At 50.8% G+C, this 24,632-nt stretch carries 23 protein-coding genes and 1 riboswitch; of the genes, 4 read left to right on the forward strand and 19 right to left on the reverse strand.

The window, feature by feature from the left end; genetic code table 11:
* Window positions 1–17: 17 nt before the first annotated feature.
* The 11 genes from ACH6EH_RS14530 to ACH6EH_RS14580 form a co-directional block, all read right to left on the reverse strand.
* On the reverse strand, window positions 18–680 hold the full coding sequence (locus ACH6EH_RS14530; RefSeq protein ID WP_233281238.1) for a sugar transferase: 663 nt from the start codon (window positions 678–680) through the stop codon (window positions 18–20).
* Window positions 681–744: 64 nt separating this feature from the next.
* On the reverse strand, window positions 745–1,386 hold the full coding sequence (locus ACH6EH_RS14535; protein WP_397332855.1) for a CpsD/CapB family tyrosine-protein kinase: 642 nt from the start codon (window positions 1,384–1,386) through the stop codon (window positions 745–747).
* 51 nt (window positions 1,387–1,437) lie between these two features.
* The gene (locus ACH6EH_RS14540) at window positions 1,438–2,571 is read right to left on the reverse strand and encodes a glycosyltransferase (protein ID WP_397332856.1); all 1,134 of its coding nucleotides are present in this window, start codon (window positions 2,569–2,571) and stop codon (window positions 1,438–1,440) included.
* A gap of 22 nt (window positions 2,572–2,593) precedes the next feature.
* Complete coding sequence (locus ACH6EH_RS14545; protein ID WP_138225991.1) at window positions 2,594–3,364, reverse strand: YveK family protein; 771 nt, start codon at window positions 3,362–3,364, stop codon at window positions 2,594–2,596.
* Between the two features lie 409 nt (window positions 3,365–3,773).
* Entirely contained in the window at window positions 3,774–4,886 is a 1,113-nt protein-coding gene (locus ACH6EH_RS14550; RefSeq protein WP_397332857.1) for a right-handed parallel beta-helix repeat-containing protein, read from the reverse strand.
* 245 nt (window positions 4,887–5,131) lie between these two features.
* A complete protein-coding gene (locus tag ACH6EH_RS14555) occupies window positions 5,132–6,772 on the reverse strand; it encodes a right-handed parallel beta-helix repeat-containing protein (RefSeq protein ID WP_397332859.1) in 1,641 nt (546 codons plus the stop codon).
* Window positions 6,773–7,090: 318 nt separating this feature from the next.
* On the reverse strand, window positions 7,091–9,052 hold the full coding sequence (pulA, locus tag ACH6EH_RS14560; RefSeq protein WP_397332860.1) for a type I pullulanase: 1,962 nt from the start codon (window positions 9,050–9,052) through the stop codon (window positions 7,091–7,093).
* A 9-nt stretch (window positions 9,053–9,061) separates the two neighbouring features.
* Entirely contained in the window at window positions 9,062–10,381 is a 1,320-nt protein-coding gene (locus tag ACH6EH_RS14565; protein WP_397332861.1) for a DUF4129 domain-containing protein, read from the reverse strand.
* Window positions 10,378–11,484, reverse strand: coding sequence for a DUF58 domain-containing protein (locus tag ACH6EH_RS14570; RefSeq protein WP_397332862.1), 1,107 nt, complete (start codon window positions 11,482–11,484; stop codon window positions 10,378–10,380). Before ACH6EH_RS14570 ends, ACH6EH_RS14565 begins: the two co-directional genes overlap by 4 nt.
* Before the next feature lie 10 nt (window positions 11,485–11,494).
* The gene (locus ACH6EH_RS14575; RefSeq protein WP_208203497.1) at window positions 11,495–12,448 is read right to left on the reverse strand and encodes an AAA family ATPase; all 954 of its coding nucleotides are present in this window, start codon (window positions 12,446–12,448) and stop codon (window positions 11,495–11,497) included.
* 141 nt (window positions 12,449–12,589) lie between these two features.
* Window positions 12,590–12,940, reverse strand: coding sequence for an antibiotic biosynthesis monooxygenase family protein (locus ACH6EH_RS14580; protein WP_175415280.1), 351 nt, complete (start codon window positions 12,938–12,940; stop codon window positions 12,590–12,592).
* A 132-nt stretch (window positions 12,941–13,072) separates the two neighbouring features.
* On the opposite strand from ACH6EH_RS14580, the gene ACH6EH_RS14585 reads away from it, so the two are divergent.
* Entirely contained in the window at window positions 13,073–13,375 is a 303-nt protein-coding gene (locus ACH6EH_RS14585; RefSeq protein WP_138225999.1) for a hypothetical protein, read from the forward strand.
* Here ACH6EH_RS14585 and metE read toward each other — a convergent pair.
* Together metE and ACH6EH_RS14595 are read right to left on the reverse strand one after the other, a co-directional pair.
* The gene (gene metE, locus ACH6EH_RS14590) at window positions 13,372–15,669 is read right to left on the reverse strand and encodes a 5-methyltetrahydropteroyltriglutamate--homocysteine S-methyltransferase (protein ID WP_397332863.1); all 2,298 of its coding nucleotides are present in this window, start codon (window positions 15,667–15,669) and stop codon (window positions 13,372–13,374) included. The genes ACH6EH_RS14585 and metE overlap by 4 nt on opposite strands.
* Window positions 15,670–15,820: 151 nt before the next feature.
* Window positions 15,821–16,024, reverse strand: a riboswitch (cobalamin riboswitch).
* Window positions 16,025–16,164: 140 nt separating this feature from the next.
* Window positions 16,165–17,073 carry an NAD(P)/FAD-dependent oxidoreductase gene (locus ACH6EH_RS14595; protein ID WP_397332864.1) on the reverse strand — a complete coding sequence of 303 codons (909 nt, stop codon included), beginning with the start codon at window positions 17,071–17,073 and terminating at the stop codon, window positions 16,165–16,167.
* A 253-nt stretch (window positions 17,074–17,326) separates the two neighbouring features.
* Here ACH6EH_RS14595 and ACH6EH_RS14600 point away from each other — a divergent pair, with 253 nt between their 5' ends.
* Window positions 17,327–17,587, forward strand: a complete 261-nt coding sequence (locus tag ACH6EH_RS14600) for a hypothetical protein (protein ID WP_138227771.1) — start codon at window positions 17,327–17,329, stop codon at window positions 17,585–17,587.
* A gap of 7 nt (window positions 17,588–17,594) precedes the next feature.
* Here the strand turns inward: ACH6EH_RS14600 and ACH6EH_RS14605 are convergent, their stop codons facing one another.
* From ACH6EH_RS14605 to ACH6EH_RS14615, 3 genes are all read right to left on the reverse strand, one after another.
* Window positions 17,595–18,395, reverse strand: a complete 801-nt coding sequence (locus tag ACH6EH_RS14605; protein WP_397332865.1) for an ABC transporter ATP-binding protein — start codon at window positions 18,393–18,395, stop codon at window positions 17,595–17,597.
* 2 nt (window positions 18,396–18,397) lie between these two features.
* Window positions 18,398–19,309, reverse strand: coding sequence for an ABC transporter permease (locus ACH6EH_RS14610; RefSeq protein ID WP_138227772.1), 912 nt, complete (start codon window positions 19,307–19,309; stop codon window positions 18,398–18,400).
* Window positions 19,310–19,384: 75 nt separating this feature from the next.
* Window positions 19,385–20,416, reverse strand: a complete 1,032-nt coding sequence (locus ACH6EH_RS14615) for an ABC transporter substrate-binding protein (RefSeq protein WP_397332866.1) — start codon at window positions 20,414–20,416, stop codon at window positions 19,385–19,387.
* 348 nt (window positions 20,417–20,764) lie between these two features.
* Here ACH6EH_RS14615 and trhO point away from each other — a divergent pair, with 348 nt between their 5' ends.
* A complete protein-coding gene (trhO, locus tag ACH6EH_RS14620; RefSeq protein WP_208203493.1) occupies window positions 20,765–21,676 on the forward strand; it encodes an oxygen-dependent tRNA uridine(34) hydroxylase TrhO in 912 nt (303 codons plus the stop codon).
* A gap of 71 nt (window positions 21,677–21,747) precedes the next feature.
* Here the strand turns inward: trhO and ACH6EH_RS14625 are convergent, their stop codons facing one another.
* From ACH6EH_RS14625 to ACH6EH_RS14635, 3 genes are all read right to left on the reverse strand, one after another.
* On the reverse strand, window positions 21,748–21,996 hold the full coding sequence (locus ACH6EH_RS14625) for a YuzB family protein (protein ID WP_138226005.1): 249 nt from the start codon (window positions 21,994–21,996) through the stop codon (window positions 21,748–21,750).
* Window positions 21,997–22,089: 93 nt separating this feature from the next.
* Entirely contained in the window at window positions 22,090–22,872 is a 783-nt protein-coding gene (locus tag ACH6EH_RS14630) for an SDR family oxidoreductase (protein WP_138226006.1), read from the reverse strand.
* Between the two features lie 177 nt (window positions 22,873–23,049).
* A complete protein-coding gene (locus ACH6EH_RS14635) occupies window positions 23,050–24,132 on the reverse strand; it encodes a lactonase family protein (RefSeq protein ID WP_397332900.1) in 1,083 nt (360 codons plus the stop codon).
* Window positions 24,133–24,369: 237 nt separating this feature from the next.
* On the opposite strand from ACH6EH_RS14635, the gene ACH6EH_RS14640 reads away from it, so the two are divergent.
* On the forward strand, window positions 24,370–24,534 hold the full coding sequence (locus ACH6EH_RS14640) for a hypothetical protein (RefSeq protein ID WP_175415281.1): 165 nt from the start codon (window positions 24,370–24,372) through the stop codon (window positions 24,532–24,534).
* Window positions 24,535–24,632: the final 98 nt, after the last annotated feature.

Below are 24,632 nucleotides of genomic sequence, written 5' to 3' on the forward strand. Positions count from 1 at the left end.
CTTGTCTTATCTGCACCTCAGTAAGCTCCCTTTTTCAGCAGCACATTCCATACGGTTGCAAATAATATCTTGATGTCCAGCAGAATTGACTTGTTATAGACGTAATACAGCTCCAGATGAACCCGCTCCGGATAACCGACACTGCTGCGTCCGCTCACCTGCCAGTAACCGGTAATCCCGGGCTTGACGGAGAGAAGATCCGCTTTCTTCTCCTTGTATTCAACCAGCTCGTTCGCGACGACCGGGCGCGGTCCGACAAGACTCATCTCGCCTTTGATCACATTGATCAGCTGCGGCAGCTCGTCCAGACTGCTCTTTCGCAAGAACCGGCCCAGCTTAGTGATCCGCGGATCTTCTTCAGGCTCGAGCTTGTAATTGTTGGCAAGATACTTCTCATACAGCGCCGGGTTTTGCTTTAATTTGACTTCTGCATCGGTCACCATGGAACGAAATTTGTAAATATGAAACAGCTTGAAATCCTTACTGACACGGGGCTGCTTGAAAAAAACAGGGCCGGAAGGCTCCTTCGCCTTGATAATAATGGCCAGCAGGATGAATACAGGCAGAAGCACAATCAAGCCTACAAGCGCGAGGATCAGATCCATGCTTCGTTTGGTGAAGTGAAACAGAATGCCTTTATCCCAGGCCAGCTTAGAAGACGCTGTGCGGGTGTACTCCATCGACTTGGCTTCATTGTTGATCATGTTCATTGCGTCATAGCCTCCGATCTTGTGTCTTGAAATGTCAGGTTTGGTTGAATACAGCTCCGATAATTTCTGCATGCACATGCTCCATGCTGTGCTTGACCCGTTTCACCTGGGCTTTGGAAGCCATCCCGTCTCCAATGACAAGGACGACCCCATCCGATAAGGTTGCGAGAATCTGGGCATCGGCATAGGCAATCGACGGCGGAGAGTCCATGATGATCAGGTCATAGGTCTGCGACAGCTCACTGAGGATTCTCTTCAATCGTTCCGATCCCAAGAGCTCAGAGGGCTTGGGCGTAGCAGTTCCTGAGGGAAGCACATCCAGATCAGGAATCTCGGATTCCGAGATACATTCGCTCAGGGGGTGGTGCCCGGTCAGCAGATCGGTCAGCCCTTGACGACCCAGTGGCTTCCGAAAGAACTGCTGCAGCGAAGGCTGCCTCAGATCTCCCTCCAGCAGCAGCACCTTATGTCCTTCCTGGGCATAGGTCACGGCCAGATTGGCCGCCGTTGTCGTTTTCCCTTCTCCGCTTACAGCGGAGGTGATCAGCAGCACCTTATACGCTTTCTCCGCAGAAGAGTATCGAATGTTGGTTCGGAGCATTTTGTAAGCCTCAGACAGCGAAGAATTCGGATTCACGCTTGTAATCAGGCCCTGCTCCACGGCAGTTGTGGCCATAGATGTTCGCCTCCCATATTTGATCGTTTCATAGCATGACAGAGCGGACAATTACAGAAACACAGACTGATAAATTTCCTCCAGCTTTCGGTTCTGCCGCAATAAATCAAATTGCTCGCTGACCCATTGACGTCCCTGCTCACTGAACCGCTTGCGCTGCAGTTCATTGGTCAGCATCGAAAGAATGTTCTCACTCAGCGCTTTGATATCTTTCTCTGGCGCCAGCAGTCCTGTTTCACCATGCTTCACCGCTTCAGGAATGCCTCCTGTTGCAAAGCTGGCTACAGGCAGCCCCATTGCGCTTGCTTCCAGAAAGACGGTACCCAGCCCCTCTTCTGCACCGCTCTCTACAGACACACTCGGGGCACAGAACACCTGCGCTTGATTCATCCAGCGCTTGATTTCAGCCGGGCTTTGCAAGCCGAGAAATTGATAATCTCTAAGCGATTGCTTCGCAGTCTGCTCCAGCTCTGAGCGCAGCGGGCCATCCCCGATCACTACCAGCTGCACATGCGGCAGCTGCTCCTGCACGGTCTTCATCGCCTGAAGCAGGTAGGCACAGCCCTTTACCTCTACCAGTCTCCCTACGAAGAGAACAATGGGCTTTCTCTGGATAGCCGGATCGGGACAGAAACGGGCAGGATCAATGCCGGTGTAATGCCTCACAATTTTGTGGGCAGGATACCCCTGATCCATCAGCTTGCGCCTGATAAAGTCAGAAACGGCGATAAACAGGGCTCCTTCCTGCTGAAGGCGGGATCTTTTTTTCAGATAATTTCGATGGGTATAGTATGATTTCTTGGCGTATTCGTCCCTCGTTGTGGCATCATACCCGTGGAAGGTTGAAATCAGCGGAACCCTCAATTGGTCGGCCAGCGGCAGTGCAAGTGCGGCATCCGTTCCGAAATGGGCATGAATGAGCTGCGGCTGCAGCTTCCTTAGCTCTCTGGCAAGCCCCCAATTCAAGCCAGTCAGCTTGAAGCCGATTTCTTTGAACCGCCCGAGAGCGCCGCCGCGATTGACAACAAAACGCGCCTCCTCCTCAATCTCAATCCCTTGGACCAGCCGGGAGCCCATGTAGTAGGGACGATAGGTTACAAGACCTTCAGCCTGTGCCCGAATGAACGTTTCTGAAGGGGGCAAGAGATGATCTCTATAGATCAGAATGCTTCTTCTGTCTTCCAACGCTCCATTCCCTCCGCTCTGGTTATAGATGCCTTGCGTTCGCTTTGTTCATGGTTTTGGCGGCGGCTGGGGAGGCTGCCGGCTTGGCATCCTGCTTGTTCTGCTGCACCCAATCGCGCTTTTTGGCTTTCCTTGTCTTAGCCAGCACGGTCAATCCCAGCACCTGCTCGATTTCCTGCTCGGAAGAAATGGAGTCGTCCAGATAGCTGATCAGGAATAGAATGCCGTAACCAAGCGCAAGTCCCAGCATCGCTGCGAACAGATAAAGAATGACCGCCCGGTTATTTACCGGGTCTGGAGAAGCGTTAAGATTCGCTTCGTTTAAAATGCTGACATTATCCACGTTCATGATGGTGGACACTCGCTCAATGAACACCTGCGATACCGCGTTGACGATGACAGCCGCACGTTCGTACGATGCATCCCTGGCCGAAAGATTAATGACCTGGGTATCCTTCATCGTATTGATGGTGACCTTGCTGCTGAGCTCCTGAGGACTTAATCCCAGCTCCGGATGCTGCTGTGATACGTATTTCGTAATCGCTTCTGAGGTCATGATCTGCCTGTACGTATTGATCAGCATCAGGTTGGTGTTGATCGAATTCGGATTTACCAGCGACTCCCCTGCATCGGCACCTGCAGGCTGGTTCACAATCAGATCTGCTGAAGCCTCATACACAGGCTTGTCATAAAACGTGGTGTACACATACACCAGCGCCAGACAGCAGAATACGGTAATCACAGGAATCCACCATTTCCGGGTGATCACCCTGAAATACTCCTTTAACTCCATCGCTTTCCCTCCGTCATCTGAATTTGGTGTTGCTGTTCTCAAAATGCATCTATGTATGGTCACATCTACGACCGGGAGCGGCCGTACATGAGGATGCCGGAGCGTATACCTCTAATCCTATATTTCTAGGATTTGTAAGGACTTTTTACCTCTTATATCCTGCGATAGTTTTAGGTTTAACCCCCTCTTAAGTCCCTGAAACATTCAAATATTTAACAACTTAAGAACTATTAAGGGAATGTAGTAAAGGATATGGAAAATTTATGTAAGCGCTTTAAATTAACAATATGGCTATTTATTGAGCACGATATATATAGAAGGTTTTTTATAAGCAAGCAGACAAGCAAATACAAATAAAAAGACCCCCCTCTTTTTCAGCAGAGGACGGTCATCAGCACGCAATTTTTTTTTAAAACCCCAGGTTATGATCGCTGGATACCGTTCCTTTCATGAATTTTGTTGGAGAAAGTCGGGAGCCCTCCACCTGATTACGGCTGAATTGAATCTCTCCGATCTCCCCCTCGCCCCAGATTCCGATGCCGTCATGCTCCGCATCTCTCAAGATATTGTCCTCTACCCTGATCCGGTCCACCTTCCCATGTGAAGCATAAATCAACAGATTGGGGTGTCCACTTCCTGCTCGAGTGCCCGTGTGGTGAATTTCATTGTGAGTCACTGTAATATCAAGCGTATCTGCTGTGTTCCAGTTTTTCTCCGAAGCGAGATAGATTCCAGCCATACTTGTATCCTGTACTGTGTTGGAATCAATGACCACCTGCTTCCCGCCGACAACAGAAATTCCCCGGGCATTGGAGCCGTAACCGACATTGTTATTGCGGATCTGAATGTCGCTTACGGCCTCCCTGTCCTCTTTGTAGCTAACGACGGCAATGGCATCATCACCCGTTCCGGAGACCTTGTTGCCTTCCACGGTAATGTTGCTGCTCTCGCCTGTAATGTGAATTCCGTCCGCCCCGGTATCCTGGATCATATTGTTCATAACTTGACCATTCCGGGACCCTCCTGTCACCAAAATTCCGGCTGTACTCGCTTTATGTACCGTAACCTGATGGATCCCGAACTTCTCCGCTTGCGTCACCGTAATACTGTTCTTCTCATTCGCACCATCTCCCCGCGCCACGATCGATGCGTAGCGGTGTGTCAGATCACGCAGCTCGACGCCCTCGCCCCTCAGGATGATTGAGCCTTGAGCAGGATTTGTGGAAACCAGGATCGACCCGGTTCCTTCTCCCTTCATGATCATTCCGGTTAACGTGATGCTCCTGCTCATTTCATACTGTCCTTCGGGGACGAGCAGCGGCTTTCTTTGGTCTTGAGCCTGATCAATACATGCCTGAATCGCCTCGACATCATCCTGGCCGTCATCCGCGACCGCACCACAGTCCTCAATGGACAGGGTCTGGCTGCCCAATATCCTGACACTCACCAGAATCACCGAGATCAGCACAACGACCCCCAGGCTCGTGAGCCAGAGTCTTCTTTGGGGTTTACTAATACGCATGCAGCGCCTCCTTTGTCGATGATGACTTTAGTCCCTATACTTTTACCTGACTCTGGAGCACTGTAAACGAATTTTAATCAATTCGACAATTATCGTCATTTTCTGTTTCACAATGGGTACTCTCGGTTAATAACGTTACAACGTTTTCTTGAAAAATAAAAAATGCCGGCATCAGCGCTACCTGATCCCGACATTTTCTGTTTTATTTTTCAAGAGAAGCTTTACATCGGCCTTGGCAGCCTGGTTTAAAACCCGATATTTTGCATCAAATGGATGATTCCATTGCTGAATGTTGTATTGGCACCTACGCTGTTGATGAGCGTATTGTTGGTAAAGTAAATGTTCTTGATGTTTCCGTCGCCCCATACGCCAAGGCCCCGATGGGCGGCATTCCGGAACATATTGTTACTGAAGGTAACGTTGTCGATGCTGCCTTGGGAAGCATATACCAACGCATTGGGATGCTTCTGCGGTGCACTGATTCCTGTATGGTCCACCACGTTATTATTAATATTGATATAATTTACGTTAGCCGTATTGTAGCTGCCCTCCACGGCAATATAGATGCCTGCCATATCCGTATCCTTGACACTATTGCCTTGAATATCTACATGGAATCCACCTACAACCGCAATTCCACGCGCCTTCGAGCCATATCCTGTATCATTGTCCTTGATGGTCACATGATGAACCGCTGCTCCATCCTGCAGATAGCTGACGACAGCGATCGTATCATCTCCTACACCTTTCACGGTATTCCCCGAAACTGTAATATAGCTGCTACCATCGGTGACATGAATGCCATCCGCATTTGTTGCTTCTACTCTGTTGTTCGAGATGACACCCTGCTTCGCCTGCCCCTGCACAAGAATGCCGGCAGTGCTTGCTTTGTATACATAAACATTGTCAATTAGAAATTGAGATGCACCGCGAACTGTAATGCTGTTCTTCTCATTGGCACCATTACCGCGAGGAACGACGGTGCTGTACGTATGCTTGAGATCTCTTAGCTGAACCCCGACGCCTTTCATATCAATGGACCCGTTCTCGGGATTCGTTGATATCAACGTAGTCACCTGAGGCCCTGCGCCCTTCAAGCTAACACCATCCAGTGTGAGAATCCGGCTTAACTGAAAGCTTCCGGCCGGAACATACACGCTTTTGCCCTCTTTCTTCGCTTGATCCAATGCAGCTACAAAAGCTGCATAATCATCTTTGTTGTCATTGGCAACTGCGCCAAATCCCTCAACATTCAGATGATTAACAGGTGGGGTCTCAGCCGCAGCTCCGCTTGAATCAGATATGCCTGCTGCTGGCGACTGTGCCGGAGTAAAGTCAACGCGGGGATTCCATAAGGTATGGTCATTGTTGATCGAATTCACCCTGTTGATAATAAAATGAATCTTCGCCCCCTGCTTCACCGGAACCTCCGATACTCCGCTAGGGGTTACCTCCGCCTTAGACGTCACATGAGCACTCCATAGCTTTACCGAGTCCTTCTGTATGATGGCTCGGATACCATCTCCCAGCGAATCCCCCTTGGCCACCGTGCCGCTGATCGAAATCTTGCCGTCTGCCGGCGCTACCCATGTTCGAACAGAATCAAAATCCTTGCCAGGATGCCCCGCATTGGACGATACCCATGGATAAGAGCCGCTATGATCCCAGCGACGAGTCGCTGAATTATAGCCCAGGTCTGAGAACACGGTGCCGGACAGCTTCTGATATCTCCATAGATCTTGGCCCGCTGTACTGCTGTAACCGGCTGATGCGCTGTAGCTCTGAGTCCCGGACTGCGCTTGGGCTTTCCCCAATGCTCCGGTAAGGGTAGCCGTCATGGTGAGCGTTACGACGAGAGCACTGGATACTAAATATTTTATTTTCAAAATGTCGCCTCCGATGTAGGGTTAAGATAAACATTACGACAGGACGAGACAGTTACGATATTGTCATAATTAGATTAATAAAATGACACTTTTGAAGTAGTTTAGCACCGCCTTTACTATAAAATTCACGTTACAAGTGTTCATATTATAATATTTTCCACCTTACGTCTACACTTTGATGAAAAATATGTAATTCTTATATCGGATTTTGTCGAATAAAAGATTAGTCTTTTCTAAAAAAAAAACAAAAATCCATCTTCCGATGAAAGATCTTTATCCTACATCCTATTGGAAGACTGGATTCTTGGTCTTCTTCGACTATCCTCGTGCCAGGATTAACGTACATATGCCTTCGATCTGAAGTGTATCCGAACTGCAACTAACGATATGCTCTTCTCCAAACAGCACCTCCCAGTCTCCCCCCTCCGGCTCTGGCAGTTGAAAAGACACTTGCTGCTGACCCGCATAGTGAAGCACAAGCAGTTCTTGTTCGTTGGTCCCCCTATCCGGAGGGAGAATACGATAGGCGACACTTTGATAAGGAGCCTCCAGGAAGAGAAGTCTCTTCCGGATTTCAGACGCTGTTCTCAGCCTAAACCCTGCATGCTCCTTCCGAAGCGCAATGAGCCGGTTTAGCTGCTTAATGTCCGCTTGATAAGCCGCGGCCCGTCCCCAGTCCATCCGGTTGACTTGATCACTGGACTTGTAGCTGTTCTCGACCCCGTGCTTCGTGCGGTAAAATTCCTGTCCGGCATGAAGGAAGGGGATGCCCTGACTGGTCAGAATCATGGATGAGGCAAGCCGGTGCATCGCCCGCTGAACATCCTCGCTTTCCTGCGATGCTGACAATTGAATTTTATCCCACAAGGTATGGTTATCATGGCATTCTGCGTAGTTTACATTCTGCTCAGGCTCCTGGGCGAACGATGTGATACTCGCATCATAATGTATCCCTCCAACAATTCCGCTCTTAACATGATCCTGAAATGAAGCAGAGCCGTTAATAAAGCCCTGTTTCTCATGAATAAAAATATCTCCCTTAACGGAATCCCGGAAGTCATCATTAAACTGTCCGATCCTAGGAAGTCTGTCCGCGTGCTGCTGATTTGCACGGCGCTTTTCTGGCAACTCGGTGTCCATCACCCAGCCCTCACCGATCGTGAGAATCGAAGGGTCGATCCTGTCCAGCGCCTGGCGGATTTCATTCATGGTGTCAATATCCATCAGTCCCATGAGATCAAAGCGGAACCCGTCAATGTGATACTCCTTCACCCAATGCAGAATCGACTGCACAATGAATTTACGCATCATCGGGCGCTCTGTAGCACAGTCATTGCCACAGCCCGACCCGTTGGATAACGAGCCATCAGGCTTATACCTTAGGTAGTAGCCTGGTACGAGCTTCGTGAAGTTCACAAGATACCCATCATACACATGGTTATACACGACATCCATAACGACGCGCAGGCCGGCATCGTGTAGACCCTGAACCATTTGCTTCATCTCTGTGATCCTCACTGCTGGGTTGTATGGGTCCGTCGCGTAGGAGCCTTCCGGAGCGTTATAGTTCTTTGGATCATAGCCCCAATTGTATTGAGGCTCATTCAACCGTGTCTCATCCACACTCTCCGTCGCAAAATCATACACCGGAAGCAGTTCCACATGCGTGACCCCCAGCGCCCGAATATAATCAAGTCCCGTGGAGATACCTTCCGGCCCCTTTGTCCCCTGCTCAATCAACCCCAGGAACTTCCCTTTATGCGTTATCCCGCTCTGAGCATCAATGCTGAAATCGCGGACATGAACCTCATAGATTATACTGTCTAAGGGATGTTCCAGCGGCGGCTTTTCTGAGTTCCAGCCTGCGGGGTTTGTCGAGGATAAATCCAGAATCGCCGCCCGGTCACCGTTTACGCCGAGCGCTTTGGCGTATGGATCAGCCGCTTCGTTCCATTGATCTCCAATATGGACGAGATACGTATAATATTTCCCGTTTAAATCCTTGGGAACCTCTGCTGTCCAGGTACCTTGTTCCTTGCGAATCATTGTATGCCGAACAGTTGTCTGTGCATCCCAGTCATCATAGATTAGCAGCACGGCTTCACTGGCCGTGGGTGCCCACAGACGGAAGTGACTTACTTCCGAGGTATAACGGCATCCCAAGTCATCTCCGTCATAATTGTAGGCTTCGTCAAATGCTTGGGAAAAGACGGAAATCCCTCCCGTAACGGAGAGATCGCCGTAATGGATGTACTCATGGTACTCTTTTTGAACGGACATAGTTGTTGCTCACTCCTGCTTCTTCGTCTTCTTCAGTAATCGCTTCAAATGCTGAATATGCTCCTGATTTATAGGTTCATTTCCATATCTCGCCTTCTCGTACAGAGCAGTCAGCTCCTCCGGGGCATTCACTTTGGCAGACTCAAAGTTTCGTAGATCCTCCAGGGTCTCCCGAGGCGTCATATAGCGCTTGAACCGGTAACCCCTAGACATACTTTTCAGCAAAAATTGCTGGTACAGCTGCCGCACTGCCATTCTGTGGTCCTTCGCCCATGCGCCGGCCGCCTTCCTCCGCTCTGGCCTGGAACGCCGGCGGTGCCTTGTCACCTTGCGCTCTGGCTTAATTACCTCCACCGTATCCTCAAACCCTTCAGCAAGACCGTGCTCTCGGGAACGCTGCTGCAACTGCTGCAGCCATCTTGACAGCCGGGACAGCCAGCCATTCATATTCCGCATCAGCTTATACAGGATATAAAGTGCCCCGATCCCGGCTATGGCCAATACAGCGTTCATAAAAAAACGCTCTGCCCAACGCATCCAGGCCGGAGTCTGTGAAGCTTCCTCTTCGCCGGGCAGCATTGGCGGAGGTCCTTCAGGCAGAGGACGCGGTTCTGCTGGAGGGACCTGCTCCGGCTGCTTCAGCCAAGAAGCTAGCCAGGATAAGAGGCTGTGCCATGCCCCTTCCGCGAGGCTTCTAAGCTGAGGCAGCAGCACAACGGCTGCAATGATCACCAGAAGCAGCCAGACCCAGATCTGGTTGTGCAGCAGCACTTTTTTCTCCAAGACCGGTTGCTCCTGATCTGATAGTGTATTTTCCTCCACATAGCTTCGGTTAGACCACAGCAATGTAATCGTTAATGCCACTGCGCCCATCCAGGTCAGCAGGGCTTGATATTGTTGAAATGGCGGGGAGAACTGGATCCAGAGGCTTTTCAATCCGTACAAGATCAAGCCACTCAAAAAATAGCTGCCTGGAAACATCACGGACCATTTCTCAGACCCCATGCGTCCTCCCCGATAAAACGAAATATATATGAAAGGAGCTGCGGCCATCGACACCCCCGTAATTCCGAAGGTCAGACTGGAGACGCTGAGCGTCCAGAGCAAGGCGCCTGCAGCCCTCTTCCAGCGGTGATTCTGCTTGATCCCTTGATGAATACCCCAGCCCGCGCCATATCCAATAACCAGCAAGAGAGCAAACAGAAACGTAAAGGAGATCTGTTGCTTCCCAAGCATACCCGGTATACAGAGCAGCGGAAAGAACAACAGACATTCCACTGCTCCTTGAGTCAGTACGCGAAGCAGAGCTCGTCCGGCACGAATTCTCATCGCTGCACCTCCTGCTTCGTGATGCTGTGATTGTCCAGTGTAAGAAGCTGTATGGTATATCCATCCTGACGGTATTGATCCATTAGACGTTCCAGCTTTTCATTCTTATACGAGGTCAGCAGCACAATATCATGCCCGCATCCGGACTGTGGCAGCTCCATTTCCAGATAATCATGGAATGATCCGGCACGGCGAAAGTCCAGGGCAGCAAGCACTGCCAGAATATCCTCGCACTGTGCAGGACCGCCGCCAGCGGGAATCAAGGTCGTTAGCTTGGAGTCACGGTCCGTCGTTCCATTACTGCCAAAGCCCACAACCATACCCTGTGACAGCAGATGGACGGCAATGCCTGCAGCCAGAGAAACCCCGTATTCCAGCGCTTCGGTATGGGTAGCTCGGCTCCACATATGCTCATGGTCCTCCACATTGAGATAGATCATGATCCTGCTGTCAGCCGTAGCTTCTTTACGGTACACTTGAAGCTCTCCGCTGCGGGCACTGGCTTTCCAGTGAATATCCTTGACGTCATCGCCTTCCCGGTATTCCCGAATACCGGAGGTTTGAAACGGGTCCGGAAGCAGCCATCGCTTGACCAGCATGTCTCCCATCCACGTCTTCACCGGCAACTCCATCTGCGAAATATCCAGTGGTATGGGGTAGACATACAGCACGCCGTTCATCTGATGACTTCTGACCACCTTGGCCATACCGATCAAATCTCCAGCCGTCATGGATACGGTGCCCAGTACATAGACTCCGCGCTGCCGGGCTATCACCTGATGTCGTCTAATGATTCGAGTCCAGGGCATCAGGCTGAAAAAGCTTTTGTGATTCTGATGATACTCCCCTTCACTGACATCCAGATTGGGCTGTCCCTTGAAATACAATCCGCTCCTGAATTGTGATTCTACTCGCAGCCAGGGAACAGGCAGCGCTTTCTTGTTTTCGATTCTTTCGATCAGCTCCACAGCATCCCCTGCATAGCAGGTGGTCACCTGAAAAACACGGGAATACTGAAGCCGGGATAACGCAAATCTGCGAAATAAATAAGCCTGCAGCAGCAGAAGCAAAGCGGCAATGAACAGAACCCAGTAAGCTCCCATAGCTCTGCTCCTATAGGGCTTCCGGATCTTCTGTAGGCACCGGGACCTCCTGCAGAATGCGGGAAATCACTTCTGATGCCGAGGAGCTGGATCGGCTCAGATATGTCCCTTTTAGTACGAGACGATGTGCCCATACCGGAATAGCGAGTGCCTTCACATCATCCGGAATAACGTAGCCCCGGCCTCCTAGAATCGCCTGCACCTGAGCTGCTTTTAGCAGGGCTTGACAGCCCCGTGGGCTAATGCCGATCACAACCGCCTCATCCCCTCTCGTTCGTTCGGCCAGCTGCGTGATATACTCCAGCATCGGATCGCTGACATGCACACCCTGTGCCGTTTCCCTGGCATCGATCAGCTGCTTCACCGTAACGACGGCTTGCAGCTCCTGAAGCGGCTTCCCTTCTATAAAGCGCCTTAGGATCTGGATGCTCTCGTCCGTCTCAGGATATCCCATCGAAAGCTGAAACAGAAAACGATCCAGCTGCGCCTCAGGCAATGGGAAGGTGCCTTGCTGCTCCAGTGGATTCTGGGTGGCAATGACCATAAAGGGCTCCTCCAGCGTATGTGTAATACCATCAATCGTAATCTGCCGCTCCTCCATGCATTCCAGCAGGCTTGATTGTGTTCTGGGTGATGCACGGTTGATTTCATCACCCAGTAAAATATTCGTAAATAACGGTCCCGGACGGAACACAAACTCCGAGGACTTGGGATTAAAGTACGAAATGCCGCTTACGTCCGAGGGCAGCAGATCCGGTGTAAACTGGACTCTTTTAAACTCACATTCCACCGATTTTGCCAAAGCTTTAGCCAGCATTGTTTTGCCGGTGCCCGGCACATCCTGCAGCAGAACGTGACCGGACGTAACCAGAGCGATGAACAGCTTATCAATCAGGTCATCCTTGCCCACGATGACGCTGGAAACGTTTGAGCGGATGGATTCCGCCAGTGATTGTATATCCATATGATGAATGATGATGCACCCCTTCTGGTGAAGTCGTTCTCCCCTCATTCGCCATGGGGTTACTGCAATCCTTTTTCTCACGAAAAAAAGCTCCTCTGTGAAGAGGAGCCGCAGGACAAGCCTGATGATGTGCAGCAAGGGCTATGTCGATGGAGGCGGAGCTTCCTGAAGCAAGGATTGCTCCAGCTGAGCTCTGCTTTCGACACGAATATCAATGTAGCAGGACTGTGCAGGATTCACTTTGAAAAAAGGCTGCAGGGCCTTCAGCCAATCACCCAGCTCCTGAGAGCGATGGAGGCCGTCAGCATAATTCTGAATAGATCCCAAACGAAGCATAATCATATATTCATGCTCGTTCTCCACACATTTGTACAGCTCATGACCCATGTAGCCACGCATCCCGGCAATATGCTCAAACATGGAGCGAACCGCGCTTTCAAAATCATTGTGATTTTCCGGGCTGACGTGCAGCACCAGCTTTTGCAGCAGCATTGACGTTCCCCCCTTATCTGCCATGGACCTTTTATCTAGTCTCGGTTCGTCAGCAGGTCCAGCAACTTGTACGGTTCTATATATATGCTGGTATAATGGGGAAATATACAGCTTGCAAAGGATGATACACATATGGCCTTCGGCATTACGAGACAAGAATTAAGAGCTTGGCAGCAGCAGACCGCAGCCGGAGTCATATCCTTCCTGACCCATTACTGGTATGATCCCAGGTTTCCGCAGTTCACTACGGTGACAAAGGTCGGCTGCAGTGACCTGAACCGGCTTGCAGAGTGGTGCCTCGCACATGACCTGGATCCGGCGTATATCCACCGAAGAATGCCCTATCCGCATTTTGATCTGATCGGACCCAGGCAGAGAGAGATTCTTCGGCAGGCCGGACAAGAGGATCAGCTGCACCGCTTTAAGCTGGACTAGCTCAGGACGGCTGCGCTTTTTTTACGGTAGATTTGTGCGGCCTTCACCATATTTTCCAACGACGCCACGGTCTCCGCAAGTCCTCTCGTCTTCAGTCCGCAGTCCGGATTAATCCAGAACAGCTTATGGTCCAGAACAGACAACGCCCGGTCCATCATGGATACCATTTCTTCCACGGATGGCACCCGCGGGCTGTGAATATCATACATGCCAAGTCCGATCCCGAGATCATACGTATGCTCTTCAAAATGAGAGATCAGCTCGCCATGGGAACGTGAGGTTTCAATCGAGATGACATCCGCATCCAGAGCCCGGATGGAATCAATAATATCGTGAAATTCGCAGTAGCACATATGAGTATGAATTTGGGTCGTATCACTCACGGTGGAGGTGGACAGCTTGAAGGCCAGAACAGCCTCCTCCAGATAGTGCTGGTGACGGCTCTTTTTCAAAGGAAGACCTTCTCGGAGCGCCGGCTCATCAACCTGAATCATTTCAATCCCTGCCTGCTCCAAGGCTTCAACCTCTTGACGCAGTGCAAATGCAATCTGGAATGCCGTCTCCTCACGGGGAATATCGTTGCGCACAAAGGACCAGTTCAGAATGGTCAGCGGACCGGTAAGCATGCCTTTGACGGGCTTCGTGGTCAGAGATTGAGCATACACGGTTTCTTCCGTCGTCATCGGCTTCAGAAATTCCACATCGCCATAGATGACCGGAGGCTTCACGCAGCGCGAGCCATAGGATTGCACCCAGCCGCCGGAGGTAAAGGCGAACCCGCCCAGCTTCTCTCCGAAAAACTCAACCATATCTGTACGCTCAAATTCGCCGTGCACCAGCACATCGAGCCCGATGTCCTCCTGGATCTTGATCCACTTGGCAATCTCCTCCTGAATGAACGTCTGGTACCGCTCTTGAGACCATTCTCCCTTTCTCCAGCTTTGACGCGCTTTACGAACCTCCGTTGTTTGCGGGAAGCTGCCAATGGTCGTCGTCGGAAGCAAGGGGAGCTGCCATTTCTCCTGCTGCTTGTCAAAACGAATCTCAAACGGCGAAGTACGGCTGGACGGCTCCTCATGCCGGTTCGCGACAAGCTGCTGCACATGGGTCTTCTGGCGATGCAGTGATTGATTCAAGGTCTTCACGGCCGCTTCAGCGATATCAATCTCTTGCTGCAGGGCTTCTCTTCCTTGCTGCAACGCCTGCTTTAGAATCCTAATTTCGTCCAGCTTCTCCTCTGCGAACGCAAGGGCGTCCAGAAGAACAGGCTCCAGCTTGCTTTCCCCTTTAGTGCTCACTGGCACGTGGAGCAGGCTGCTCGACGGCTGAATCAAGACACGGTCCAGAGCCACCTGCTTGGCAATGGTCTCCAGAAGTTTCAGCTCGCTATTAAGATCCGCTCTCCAGATACCCCGTCCGTCAATGATCCCCGCTCCCAGCACCTTGTCTTGCGGAAAGCCATGCTGCTCCAGCGCGCGGATATTGTCTGCTTTGCCATGAACAAAATCCAGGCCGATGCCGTCAACCGGAAGCTGAGTCACCGCAGGATAATACTCCACCGCATCAAAATACGTTTGCAGCATCAGCTTCAGCTGTGGAGCAGCCGAGCGCAGCTCGCTATAAATTCGGTTCAAGCTGGCCAGATCCTCTTCCGGCAGCGTCGTCACCAGGGACGGCTCATCCAGCTGAACCCATTGCACGCCGGCAGCCTGCAGCTCTGCGAGCACTTGAGCATACAGTGGAAGAATCCCATCCAGAACCTGCTGACGCTGCTCCGGCTGATACCCCTTGGACAGCTGGACAAAAGTATAAGGCCCGACAAGCACCGGTCTGCCTTCAATGCCAAGCTCCTGCTTCGCTTCCAGATACGCCTCCAGCGGACGGTTGTGAACCAGCACGGGCTGCTTCTCTCCGAGCTCCGGCACAATATAGTGATAATTGGTATTAAACCACTTCGTCATTTCACAGGCTGTGGCATTATCGCTGCCCCGAGCCATCGCGAAGTAATGCTTCAGGGACGGCTTCTCGCCCAGGCTGTCAAAGCGCTGTGGAATGAGTCCGAACATAAACGACAAATCCAGCACATGATCGTACATGGAGAAATCATTAACCGGAATCCAGTCAATCCCTTTCTCCTGCTGCAGTTTCAGATGCTTCAGGCGAATAGACTTCATCGTTTGCAGAAACTCCTGCTCCTCCAGCTTTCCGGCCCAGAATGCCTCCAATGCTTTCTTCCACTCTCGGTTCTCTCCGATTCTTGGATACCCCAAGCTTGCACTTTGTACGTTTGTCATAGTTTCCCCTCCCCAAATTTCAACCCAATGTAACTGCTTTGTGTAAAAAGAAAACAAGAAAAGGGCATCCTCACCTAAAGACATAGGTAAAGATGCCCGCCTGAAATGAAAGCTGCGTGCTTCTTACACCTCCCTATCTCCCGTAGGTATTGCAGTGTTTTCGAAACAGGCAGGTCTCCTGGCTCTCGGGATCATCGCAATCTGGCCGTCTTCCCAATCGACAAGGATGCCGATCAGTGACTTTAATAGCCAGGCTGCTTCTCCGTTACAGTGGCGGGACCGCGCCGGATTTACACCGGTCTTCCCTTTTAAGCGAAAGCGTACTCTCTTTCGCACCTGTTTCTCTCATATAAAGTTGTAGAGTTCAATTATAGCGGGCTACAATTTAGAACATCATAATACACATCCAAGAAAATGGCAATCTATTTTTTACTTTTCCGATGTTATTTATCGGATTTAATAGTTTTAAAGGCTTCTTTCTTGAAAACGTACCTTTTACGAGGATGCTTTGAGCTTCTTCAGCGCTTTGTGAATCCATATGGCAGAAATAACCCCGTCTCCCATTGCAGCTGTAGCCAGCTCGGAATGTACGGCAAGATCCCCGGCAGCCCATACATGCTCAGCTGTCGTCATTTTGGTGCGGGGGTCTGTGATGACATGGCGGTTATGCGCCAGCTCTGCCCCGAGCTGCTTCGCAAGTCCGGAATGCACCTGATTGCCGCCAAAAGAGACAAAGCCGCGCTCGGCCTCTATCATTTCTCCAGATTGGAGCTGAACCCCCTTCAGCCTCCCCTGCTCCTGCAGGATCTGCGCAGCAGGCTGCTCCATATATTGTATTCCATAAGCTTCCATGGACGAGAGCAGCTCCTGATCTACCGGAGTCTGCTCGTGATTGATATAGATCAGGTCCTTCGTCCGCTCCCGCAGCAAGAGTGTCATGCCCGCCCCGGATGAGCCGGAGCCCAGCACAACCGACCTCCGGTCCTGAATCTCATAGCCATCACAGTCTGGACACACATAGACACTCTCTCCCAGCGTTGGATACAGGCCCTCGATTTCCGGAATACGGTCACTCAAGCCGGTCGCTAGCAGCAGCGTTCTAGCTTCATACCGTGAACTCTGCGCTCCCGTCAAGATAAAGCCGTCTGACGTAGATTGAGCGGATTCTATAGAGTCCTCCGCGAACGATACCCCGAAGGATTTCGCCTGCTGACGTCCCCGCCGGCGCAGCTCTTCACCGGAAATCCCCTCAGTCCAGCCCAATATATTGTTATATTTCTTACAGAGCGTCGAACGGCCCTGTCCCTGATCAATGACCAAAACGTCATAATCCACATATCTCCCTAACTGAATTGCAGCCTGGAGGCCTGCGATTCCGCCACCAACAATGATGCAGTCCTTCATCCGTGATCTCCATCTCCTTCGCTACTTTTTACCTAATACATTAAACCAAAAGAAGATGTTTTACTCCGGACACCATAGATCGTCGGTAAAGCGCCAAAAACCGCCCCTGTCAATATGAGGGCAGTGTCGTGTGGGACCCTCAAAGACAAGGAGCGGTTTCAACAGCTCATAGCAGATTGCTGCAGAGCCTCTGAATAATATGCCGGATACCGGCTATACTTTCTACAACTCTGCTTAATACAGGAGGTACATGATGAAAAAGATTCCAGACACATCCTCCCATTACGATGTCGATCTTTCTACTGTGGAATCCCAGCGCAATGATACGGTGGCTGAAGAGTTTCCGGATGGTCCTTATGGCTCTTCTCTTGAGCCTTCCATGGGTAAAAGCACGCCTTGGCGTGAGGAGCAGCGGCCGCCGAACCGTTTTGATTATGAGAACCGGGAGCTGCACGAAAACGATCCTCGGGACTTTCCAGGTGCCGACCAAACGATCCAGTCCGGCCACGATTAGAGCGTGCTTAATGGGTTCCCAGCATGATGCGGTCATCAGCGAGCTGGTGGCCGCTAATATTCTCGAATTCGCCGAGGAGCTGCTCTACCGTTAATCCCTTCTTCCGTTCTTCATCCACATCCAAAATGATTTCTCCTTTGTTCATCATGATCAGACGGTTTCCGAGACGAATGGCCTGCTCCATATTGTGCGTCACCATTAATGTTGTGAGGTTCATATCTCGCACAATTTCATTCGTCAGCTTCGTGATCAGCTCGGCTCTCGCAGGATCCAGCGCCGCTGTATGCTCATCCAGCAGCAGAATCTGAGGTCTTGTAAAGGTAGCCATCAGCAGGCTGAGCGCCTGACGCTCGCCGCCGGACAAGAGTCCGACACGGGCCCGCAAGCGATGCTCCAGCCCGATACCAAGCCGTTCCAGCTCCTGCTTGAACATGGCTCGCCGGGAAGAGGTAACGCCTACGCTGAAGCCGCGGGAGGCTCCGCGGCGGTAGGCCATCGCCAGATTCTCCTCAATGGTCATATTGGGCGCCGTTCCCGCCATCGGATCCTGAAACACTCGGCCGATCCAGCGGCTTCGGCGGTGCTCGGGAAGATGGGAGATTGAATGTCCGTCAATGGTTACTTCACCGGCATCCGGCTTCATCACGCCCGAGATGATATTCATGAGCGTTGATTTACCCGCCCCATTACTGCCAATGACCGTTACAAAATCGCCGGGCTTCATGTCCAGGCGGATGTCCATCAGAGCCACCTTTTCATCAACAGTGCCGGGATTAAACAGCTTGGATACATGATTCATCTTCAGCACAATCAAGCACCTCCATTGCCGGAACCCGACAGAATTTCTTCTGATCGCCTGCGCGCCATTGAGCGCTGCCTCATTGATCGGCGAACGGTTGGAACTACCAGCGCGATAATAACGATCAAAGCGGTGATCAGCTTCAGATCGGACGATTCCAGCCAATCAATTTCATAGGCCAGAGCGACCACAATTCGGTAAATCACAGAGCCGACCACAACCGCCAGCGTAGTGCGAAAGATCGATCCCGTCCCCAGGATGGCTTCACCGATAATGACGGAGGCGAGTCCGATCACGATCATGCCAATGCCGGACGAAATATCAGCAAAGCTTGACTGCTGCGCAACCACCGCGCCCGACAGCGCCACCAGACCATTGGAGAGGCTTAGGCCCAGAATCTTGGTCATGTCAGTGTTAACGCCGAAGCTGCGGATCATCCGGGCATTGTCCCCGGTCGCGCGAAGCGCAAGACCCAGATCCGTCCGAAAAAAAACATCCAGCAAAAGCTTGCCCGCGACGACAATGATCAGCATCAGCCAAAGCGGATCCCATGTGGAAAAGATGTCGTCACTGCCGCTTAAAGAAATCAGCGGCTTGCCCAGAATACGCATATTAATGGAGTACAGGGCAATCATCATAATAATACCGGACAGCAGTCCGTTAATCTTACCCTTCGTATGAAGCAGCCCTGTGCAGACACCGGCGAGCATACCACCGCCGAATGCCGCGAGTGTCGAAATCCAGGGATTCACACCGTGAGTAATCATCACCGCCGCGATGGCCGCGCCTGTCGTGAAGCTCCCGTCTACCGTCAGGTCCGGAAAGTCAAGAATGCGGAACGTAATATACACGCCAAGTGCCATAAGCGCATACAGCAATCCCAATTCAATCGGACCATCCAGGTTGCTTATAAAATCAAAGATGAAGTCAAACAAATGTGGAAACCTCCTTCAGGATTAAGGAAGGCGCGGGCAGTTTCAGCTCCCGCGCCTCACTATTTACTCAATAATGTTATTCTCCGGATCCTTCACTTCCTGCTTCATGTCATCCGTAATCGTAATTCCGTAGTCCGCTGCTGCCTTGACGTTCAGGATCAAGTCCAGCTTATCCGGGAAGGTAACCTCCATCTCTGCCGGCTGCTTGCCATTTTTCAGCACCTCAACGGCCATTAATCCCACTTGGTAGCCGTGGTCAAAGTATTTGAAGCCTACTGTAGCAATGGCGCCCTTCTCAACAGTGTCGCGGTCACTTGAAAAGAACGGAATCTGATTCTCCTTCGCAGTTTGGATGATCGTATCCACACCGCTGACGACATTGTTATCCAGTGTAATGAAGAAGGCGTCTGCCTTCCCTACGAGCGACTCGGCTGCCTGCTTCACCTCCGAGGTGTTCGTTACCGGGGCCTTGATCAGGGTCATGCCGAGTTCCGAAAGGGCTTCCTCCGCAGTCTTGGACATGACTACCGCGTTAGCCTCGCCCTCATTAATGATCAAGCCGACCGTTTTGATTTCTGGAAAATGATCATGGATAAAGGTCATCAGCTGCTTTGTTGCTTCCGGGTTCGTGTCCGATGCGCCCGAAACATTGCCGCCCGGCTGCTTCAGATCGGAAACCAGCTTCGCATCCACGGGATCAGTAACTGCTGCGAACAGGACCGGCTTGTCGGTAACATTCTCCTTTACGACAATTGCAGATGGTGTAGCGATCGCAAGCACAAGATCAGCGTCCGTATTCTTCAGCTTCTGACCAATGGACAGATTATTCGTCGGGTCCGCCTGCGCATTGTTCATATCGACCTTCAGGTTATCGTCTTCGGTGATGCCATTGTCTTTCAGCGCCGCCAGAATTCCTTCTCTTGTTGCATCCAGTGACGGATGCTCTACATACTGGGAAATAGCGATGCTGTAAGATTGCTCATTTGAGCCTTCACCAGTGGACCCGCTGCTTGCATCCGGCTTGTCACCGCAGCCTGCTGCAGTCAGCAGCAGAGCCGATAAGCTTAAAGATAACCATAACTTGTTCTTTTTCATTGTGAATGAACCCCTCTCTCTTCTACATAATCCTGTTTCATGAAAGACAAAAAGCGACACCGCTGAGACGCTTTTATCAATCAAAGCATTGGCGCGTAAAAAAGTTTTGAACAACGGTTTATTAAGTCATTTTAAAGGTTTAACGCCGATTCCGTCAATGTGATTTTCAAACGGGGGTAACTTCGGCTTCTAAGCTGAGCCGCGGGATTCAAAGGCAGCCCCTCCCAAAGTTTCTATACATTAAAGTTGACTAAGACCAGGATTTTCACTACAATTTTATGAGCATGTTTCATGCCTGTCAGACCGAAGCCAAGAAGAAGGAAATCTACCATAGAACAGGTGATATAGATGAATAACGAACAATCTCAAAGCCATCAGCCTCCGTATCAGATTTTGCTGTATTATAAGTTTGTAACTATTCCGGATCCGGAGTCCTTTAAGGATGAGCATCTTCAGTACTGCAAGGAGCTGGGCGTCAAGGGCCGGATTCTGATCGCATCCGAAGGCATTAACGGAACAATCTCCGGAACTGTAGAGCAGACCGAAGCTTATATGCGCCATATGAAGGCAAATCCGCTGTTTGCCGATATGGTATTCAAGGTTGATCCTGCCGAGGAGCACGCCTTCCGCAAAATTTTCGTTCGTCACCGGGAAGAGCTCGTTACCTTCCGTGTCGATGAAGAGCTGGATCCTAACGTGATTAGCGGTAAACGTCTGTCCCCGAAGGAGTTCTACGAGACTTTGCAGCGCGAGGATGTTATCGTACTCGATGGCCGCACTGATTACGAATATGACCTGGGTCATTTCCGTAACGCAATCCGGCCTGATGTAGACTCTTTCCGTGAATTCCCGGAATGGATCCGCGAGAATATGGGGCAATTCAAAGACAAGACGATTCTTACGTATTGCACCGGCGGCATCCGCTGCGAGAAGCTGACGGGCTTCATGATGAAGGAGGGCTTCCAGGATGTTGCTCAGCTGGAGGGTGGCATTGTAACGTACGGCAAAGACCCCGAGGTCCAGGGCAAGCTGTTTGACGGTAAATGCTATGTATTTGACGAGCGAATTTCGGTACGCATTAATAACACGGATGAGGATGTTGTGGTCGGCAAGTGCCATCACTGCGGCAAGCCTGCTGATACCTTTATCAACTGTGCCAACGATGCCTGCCATCTGCAGCACATTTGCTGTGAGGCCTGCGAAGAGCAGCATCATGGTTTCTGCAGTACATCCTGTGAGGAAACCGTAGCCGCAGGCTAATCTGGTTCATTCACTGGACATACATTCAAAACAGGGATGTCAGCCCGGATCGGGTCGACATCCCTGTTCTTTTATGGCTCCAGATAGAGGGCTAGCTCTCCCTCAATCGCACGCTTGATGTTCTCTACACATTCCTCCGTGGTTGCACCAATGACTCTTTTGCCATTGACCAATGCATAAGGACGGAGCTTGCATAGTCCACACAGATTCATACAGTCTGCACGCATGACGGCGATTTCGGGGTACAGCTCTTCCAGCCGTTCCAGCTCCAGAGCACTCATCAGATTACTATCACAGATTTCTACAATGACAATTCCCATAACATCACCACCCCCATTATAGGTAGGTGGATTTTTAATGTCAAATCTAGAAATGGTAAAGCCTCCTGCAAGAGGAGGCTTGTGTAGAGAGCATTAGTGAAGCAGCGATTCTGCTCCGTCAATGTAGACTTCTGTACCGGTAATATGGGAGGCGTCATCGGAGGCCAGGAACAGAACCAGCTTCGCAACCTGCTCCGGCTGACCAGGACCTTCCGCCAACGGCTGATGATACTCAATCGGAATTCGAACCTCTTCAACCTCGGGCTTCTCTTCCATCGATTCGTCAATGTTGGTGGAGATCGCACCCGGACAGATCGCGTTAACCCGAATCTTGAATTGAGCCAGCTCCAGCGCAGCCATCTTCATAAAAGCAACCTGCCCGGCCTTCGTCGTACTATAGGCAGACATGCCAAAGCTCGTGAAGGTCCGGTTTCCGTTGATGGAGCTCGTAATAATGATGCTGCCGCCTTGATCTTTCAGATGAGGAATCGCATATTTAACGGTGGCAAAGGTGCCCCGCAGGTTCGTGTTAATGGTCTGATCCCATTCATCCAGCTCCAATGATTCGATCGGGCTCTTGGTTCCGTTAATCCCTGCATTGGCGAACACAATATCAATGCCGCCCCACTGTTCAATGGCCTGCTTATAGCATTCCACCAGGGACTCCGGCTTCGAAATATCACAATTTCCGCTCAGAGCTTCACCACCCTCAGAGACGATCTTCTCTCTGACCTCTTTTACGGAATCTGAATTAATGTCGATTAACAATACCTTAGCCCCATGCTTGGCCATGAGAAGGGCAGCTGCACGTCCGATTCCTGAGCCAGCGCCGGTGATGACGGCAACCTTACCTTCCAAACGTTTCTCTGACGACATGAGTACAACACCCTCCTTGGATAGTCATAACATTTCAACAGCATGTTATTACATACCCTAAGGGCTTGCTCTCTGAATCTGTCATCTTACAATAATTGTAATAATGACCATCAAAATTAATAATTTAGGTCATAAACCATTTCAATTTCAGAATCTCTATCACTCTCATGGTCCTGATCATTCAAAGACCGCAGGCTTCACACATACAGGCTTGGATTGAGCAACAGTCTTTCCAGTATAGGTAAGCGTGCCATCTTCCTGATTCACCTGGTACATAACCAGGTTATTGCCGTCCCGATTCGCCACGGTCAAGAAGCTCTCACCTGGCAGCATACAGAAATGGCGCGGGTGGCCACCCTCCGTAGAAATATGCTGAAGAAGCTCCAGCTTGCCGTTTTCCGGGTGTATTCTATAAACGGCCAGGCTGTCATGTCCGCGGTTTGAGCCGTACAGGGTGCGACCATCCTTCGACACCGCAATTTCTGCACACCCATTCTCTCCTTCAAACCCTGCAGGCAATGTAGAAACGGTCTGCTGTTCTGTCAGCTCACCTGTTGCTGCCTTGTAGCTGAACGTTGTGATTGTAGAATTCAGCTCATTAATGACGTATGCATATTGCCCGTCAGGATGAAATGCCAAATGACGCGGACCGGCTCCCTGCTTCAGATCAACCACATGACGATTGCTCAGCTTACCGGCCTCTGCATCAATCTGAGATACCATGATTTTGTCTAGCCCTAAATCCTGAGCCATAATGTACTGCTCGTCCGGGCTAAAGAAGACAGAGTGAGCTTTAGGCTTGTCATTCTCTGTCGCTTGAAAAGCGGTGTGACTATACTCCTCCAATAGCTGTGATGGAATTCCGTTCTCATCCAGAGATACCAGATCGACGAAGCCTCCATGATAGCTGGAAAGCAGCAGGTATTGTCCCTTCTCGTCTCGTTGGATGTGGCAGGTGGAGCTGCCGCTGAAATTGCTGCGCGATAGCAGCTTCAATGTTCCTGCGTCGACATCAATAGCAAAGGTCACCACTTCGCCGCGCTTCTGTCCATCCTGCTCCGTCTCACCAATGGCATACAGCAGTCTTCGCTTCGGATCTACATTTAAAAAGGTAGGATTCTTGATGCCTGCTTGCTGATCCAACAGCTCTAAATCCCCGCTTTCAGGATGAAACGCATACACGCATATTCCCGTCTCATGGCTTTCAGCATAAGCACCTGTAAACACCAATACCTTGCCTTCATTGCTTGTATTTCTCATCATCGTTAAGTTCTCCTTTCAGCTTTCGCGTAAGCTATGGCTTCACCGCGTTCCTTGTTCTCATGTTATGTTACACTTCATCGTTGTTCAAAATCAATGCAACTGCTGTTTGCCGCGAGATCAGACAGGGTATGTACATCTATACAGGCTGGACACTTTAGGTTCGGATCGAATCGGATCAAACTGACCTGACTGTACGGACATACGTTATCATAACCCTTGAAGGAGGAATTTTCCATGAATCAGCCATCTGGAGAAGAAGTCAGAAATGAACAAAGCACGGAAACCGACTCCCAGGAGCAGCGCAACAAAGTGAAGAACGGAAGTGACATCGAGCCGCAGGCAGAAAACTGGAATCCGCGCAGCGAAGAGAACACCTCCAGTTCCCCAACCAACGAATAAAGTTCCTGTCACGCCCTGAGAACATTTCTCGGGGCGTGAGCTATGTAATCTTAAAGAGAAGACCGTCCCGCTATCCACTCTCCTGATTTGTTACAGAA

It is taken from the genome of Paenibacillus sp. JSM ZJ436 (assembly GCF_044383795.1).
GTDB lineage: Bacteria > Bacillota > Bacilli > Paenibacillales > Paenibacillaceae > Paenibacillus_AQ > Paenibacillus_AQ algicola.

What these genes read in the sequence shown, in the direction of transcription:
- ACH6EH_RS14530 (WP_233281238.1), bottom strand. Translation starts at nt 680, where the DNA reads ATGGAGTACACCCGCACAGCGTCTTCTAAGCTGGCCTGGGATAAAGGC.
- ACH6EH_RS14535 (WP_397332855.1), bottom strand. Translation starts at nt 1,386, where the DNA reads ATGGCCACAACTGCCGTGGAGCAGGGCCTGATTACAAGCGTGAATCCG.
- ACH6EH_RS14545 (WP_138225991.1), bottom strand. Translation starts at nt 3,364, where the DNA reads ATGGAGTTAAAGGAGTATTTCAGGGTGATCACCCGGAAATGGTGGATT.
- ACH6EH_RS14550 (WP_397332857.1), bottom strand. Translation starts at nt 4,886, where the DNA reads ATGCGTATTAGTAAACCCCAAAGAAGACTCTGGCTCACGAGCCTGGGG.
- pulA (WP_397332860.1), bottom strand. Translation starts at nt 9,052, where the DNA reads ATGTCCGTTCAAAAAGAGTACCATGAGTACATCCATTACGGCGATCTC.
- ACH6EH_RS14565 (WP_397332861.1), bottom strand. Translation starts at nt 10,381, where the DNA reads ATGAGAATTCGTGCCGGACGAGCTCTGCTTCGCGTACTGACTCAAGGA.
- ACH6EH_RS14570 (WP_397332862.1), bottom strand. Translation starts at nt 11,484, where the DNA reads ATGGGAGCTTACTGGGTTCTGTTCATTGCCGCTTTGCTTCTGCTGCTG.
- ACH6EH_RS14575 (WP_208203497.1), bottom strand. Translation starts at nt 12,448, where the DNA reads ATGGATATACAATCACTGGCGGAATCCATCCGCTCAAACGTTTCCAGC.
- ACH6EH_RS14580 (WP_175415280.1), bottom strand. Translation starts at nt 12,940, where the DNA reads ATGCTGCTGCAAAAGCTGGTGCTGCACGTCAGCCCGGAAAATCACAAT.
- ACH6EH_RS14585 (WP_138225999.1), top strand. Translation starts at nt 13,073, where the DNA reads ATGGCCTTCGGCATTACGAGACAAGAATTAAGAGCTTGGCAGCAGCAG.
- metE (WP_397332863.1), bottom strand. Translation starts at nt 15,669, where the DNA reads ATGACAAACGTACAAAGTGCAAGCTTGGGGTATCCAAGAATCGGAGAG.
- ACH6EH_RS14595 (WP_397332864.1), bottom strand. Translation starts at nt 17,073, where the DNA reads ATGAAGGACTGCATCATTGTTGGTGGCGGAATCGCAGGCCTCCAGGCT.
- ACH6EH_RS14600 (WP_138227771.1), top strand. Translation starts at nt 17,327, where the DNA reads ATGAAAAAGATTCCAGACACATCCTCCCATTACGATGTCGATCTTTCT.
- ACH6EH_RS14615 (WP_397332866.1), bottom strand. Translation starts at nt 20,416, where the DNA reads ATGAAAAAGAACAAGTTATGGTTATCTTTAAGCTTATCGGCTCTGCTG.
- trhO (WP_208203493.1), top strand. Translation starts at nt 20,765, where the DNA reads ATGAATAACGAACAATCTCAAAGCCATCAGCCTCCGTATCAGATTTTG.
- ACH6EH_RS14625 (WP_138226005.1), bottom strand. Translation starts at nt 21,996, where the DNA reads ATGGGAATTGTCATTGTAGAAATCTGTGATAGTAATCTGATGAGTGCT.
- ACH6EH_RS14630 (WP_138226006.1), bottom strand. Translation starts at nt 22,872, where the DNA reads ATGTCGTCAGAGAAACGTTTGGAAGGTAAGGTTGCCGTCATCACCGGC.
- ACH6EH_RS14635 (WP_397332900.1), bottom strand. Translation starts at nt 24,132, where the DNA reads ATGAGAAATACAAGCAATGAAGGCAAGGTATTGGTGTTTACAGGTGCT.
- ACH6EH_RS14640 (WP_175415281.1), top strand. Translation starts at nt 24,370, where the DNA reads ATGAATCAGCCATCTGGAGAAGAAGTCAGAAATGAACAAAGCACGGAA.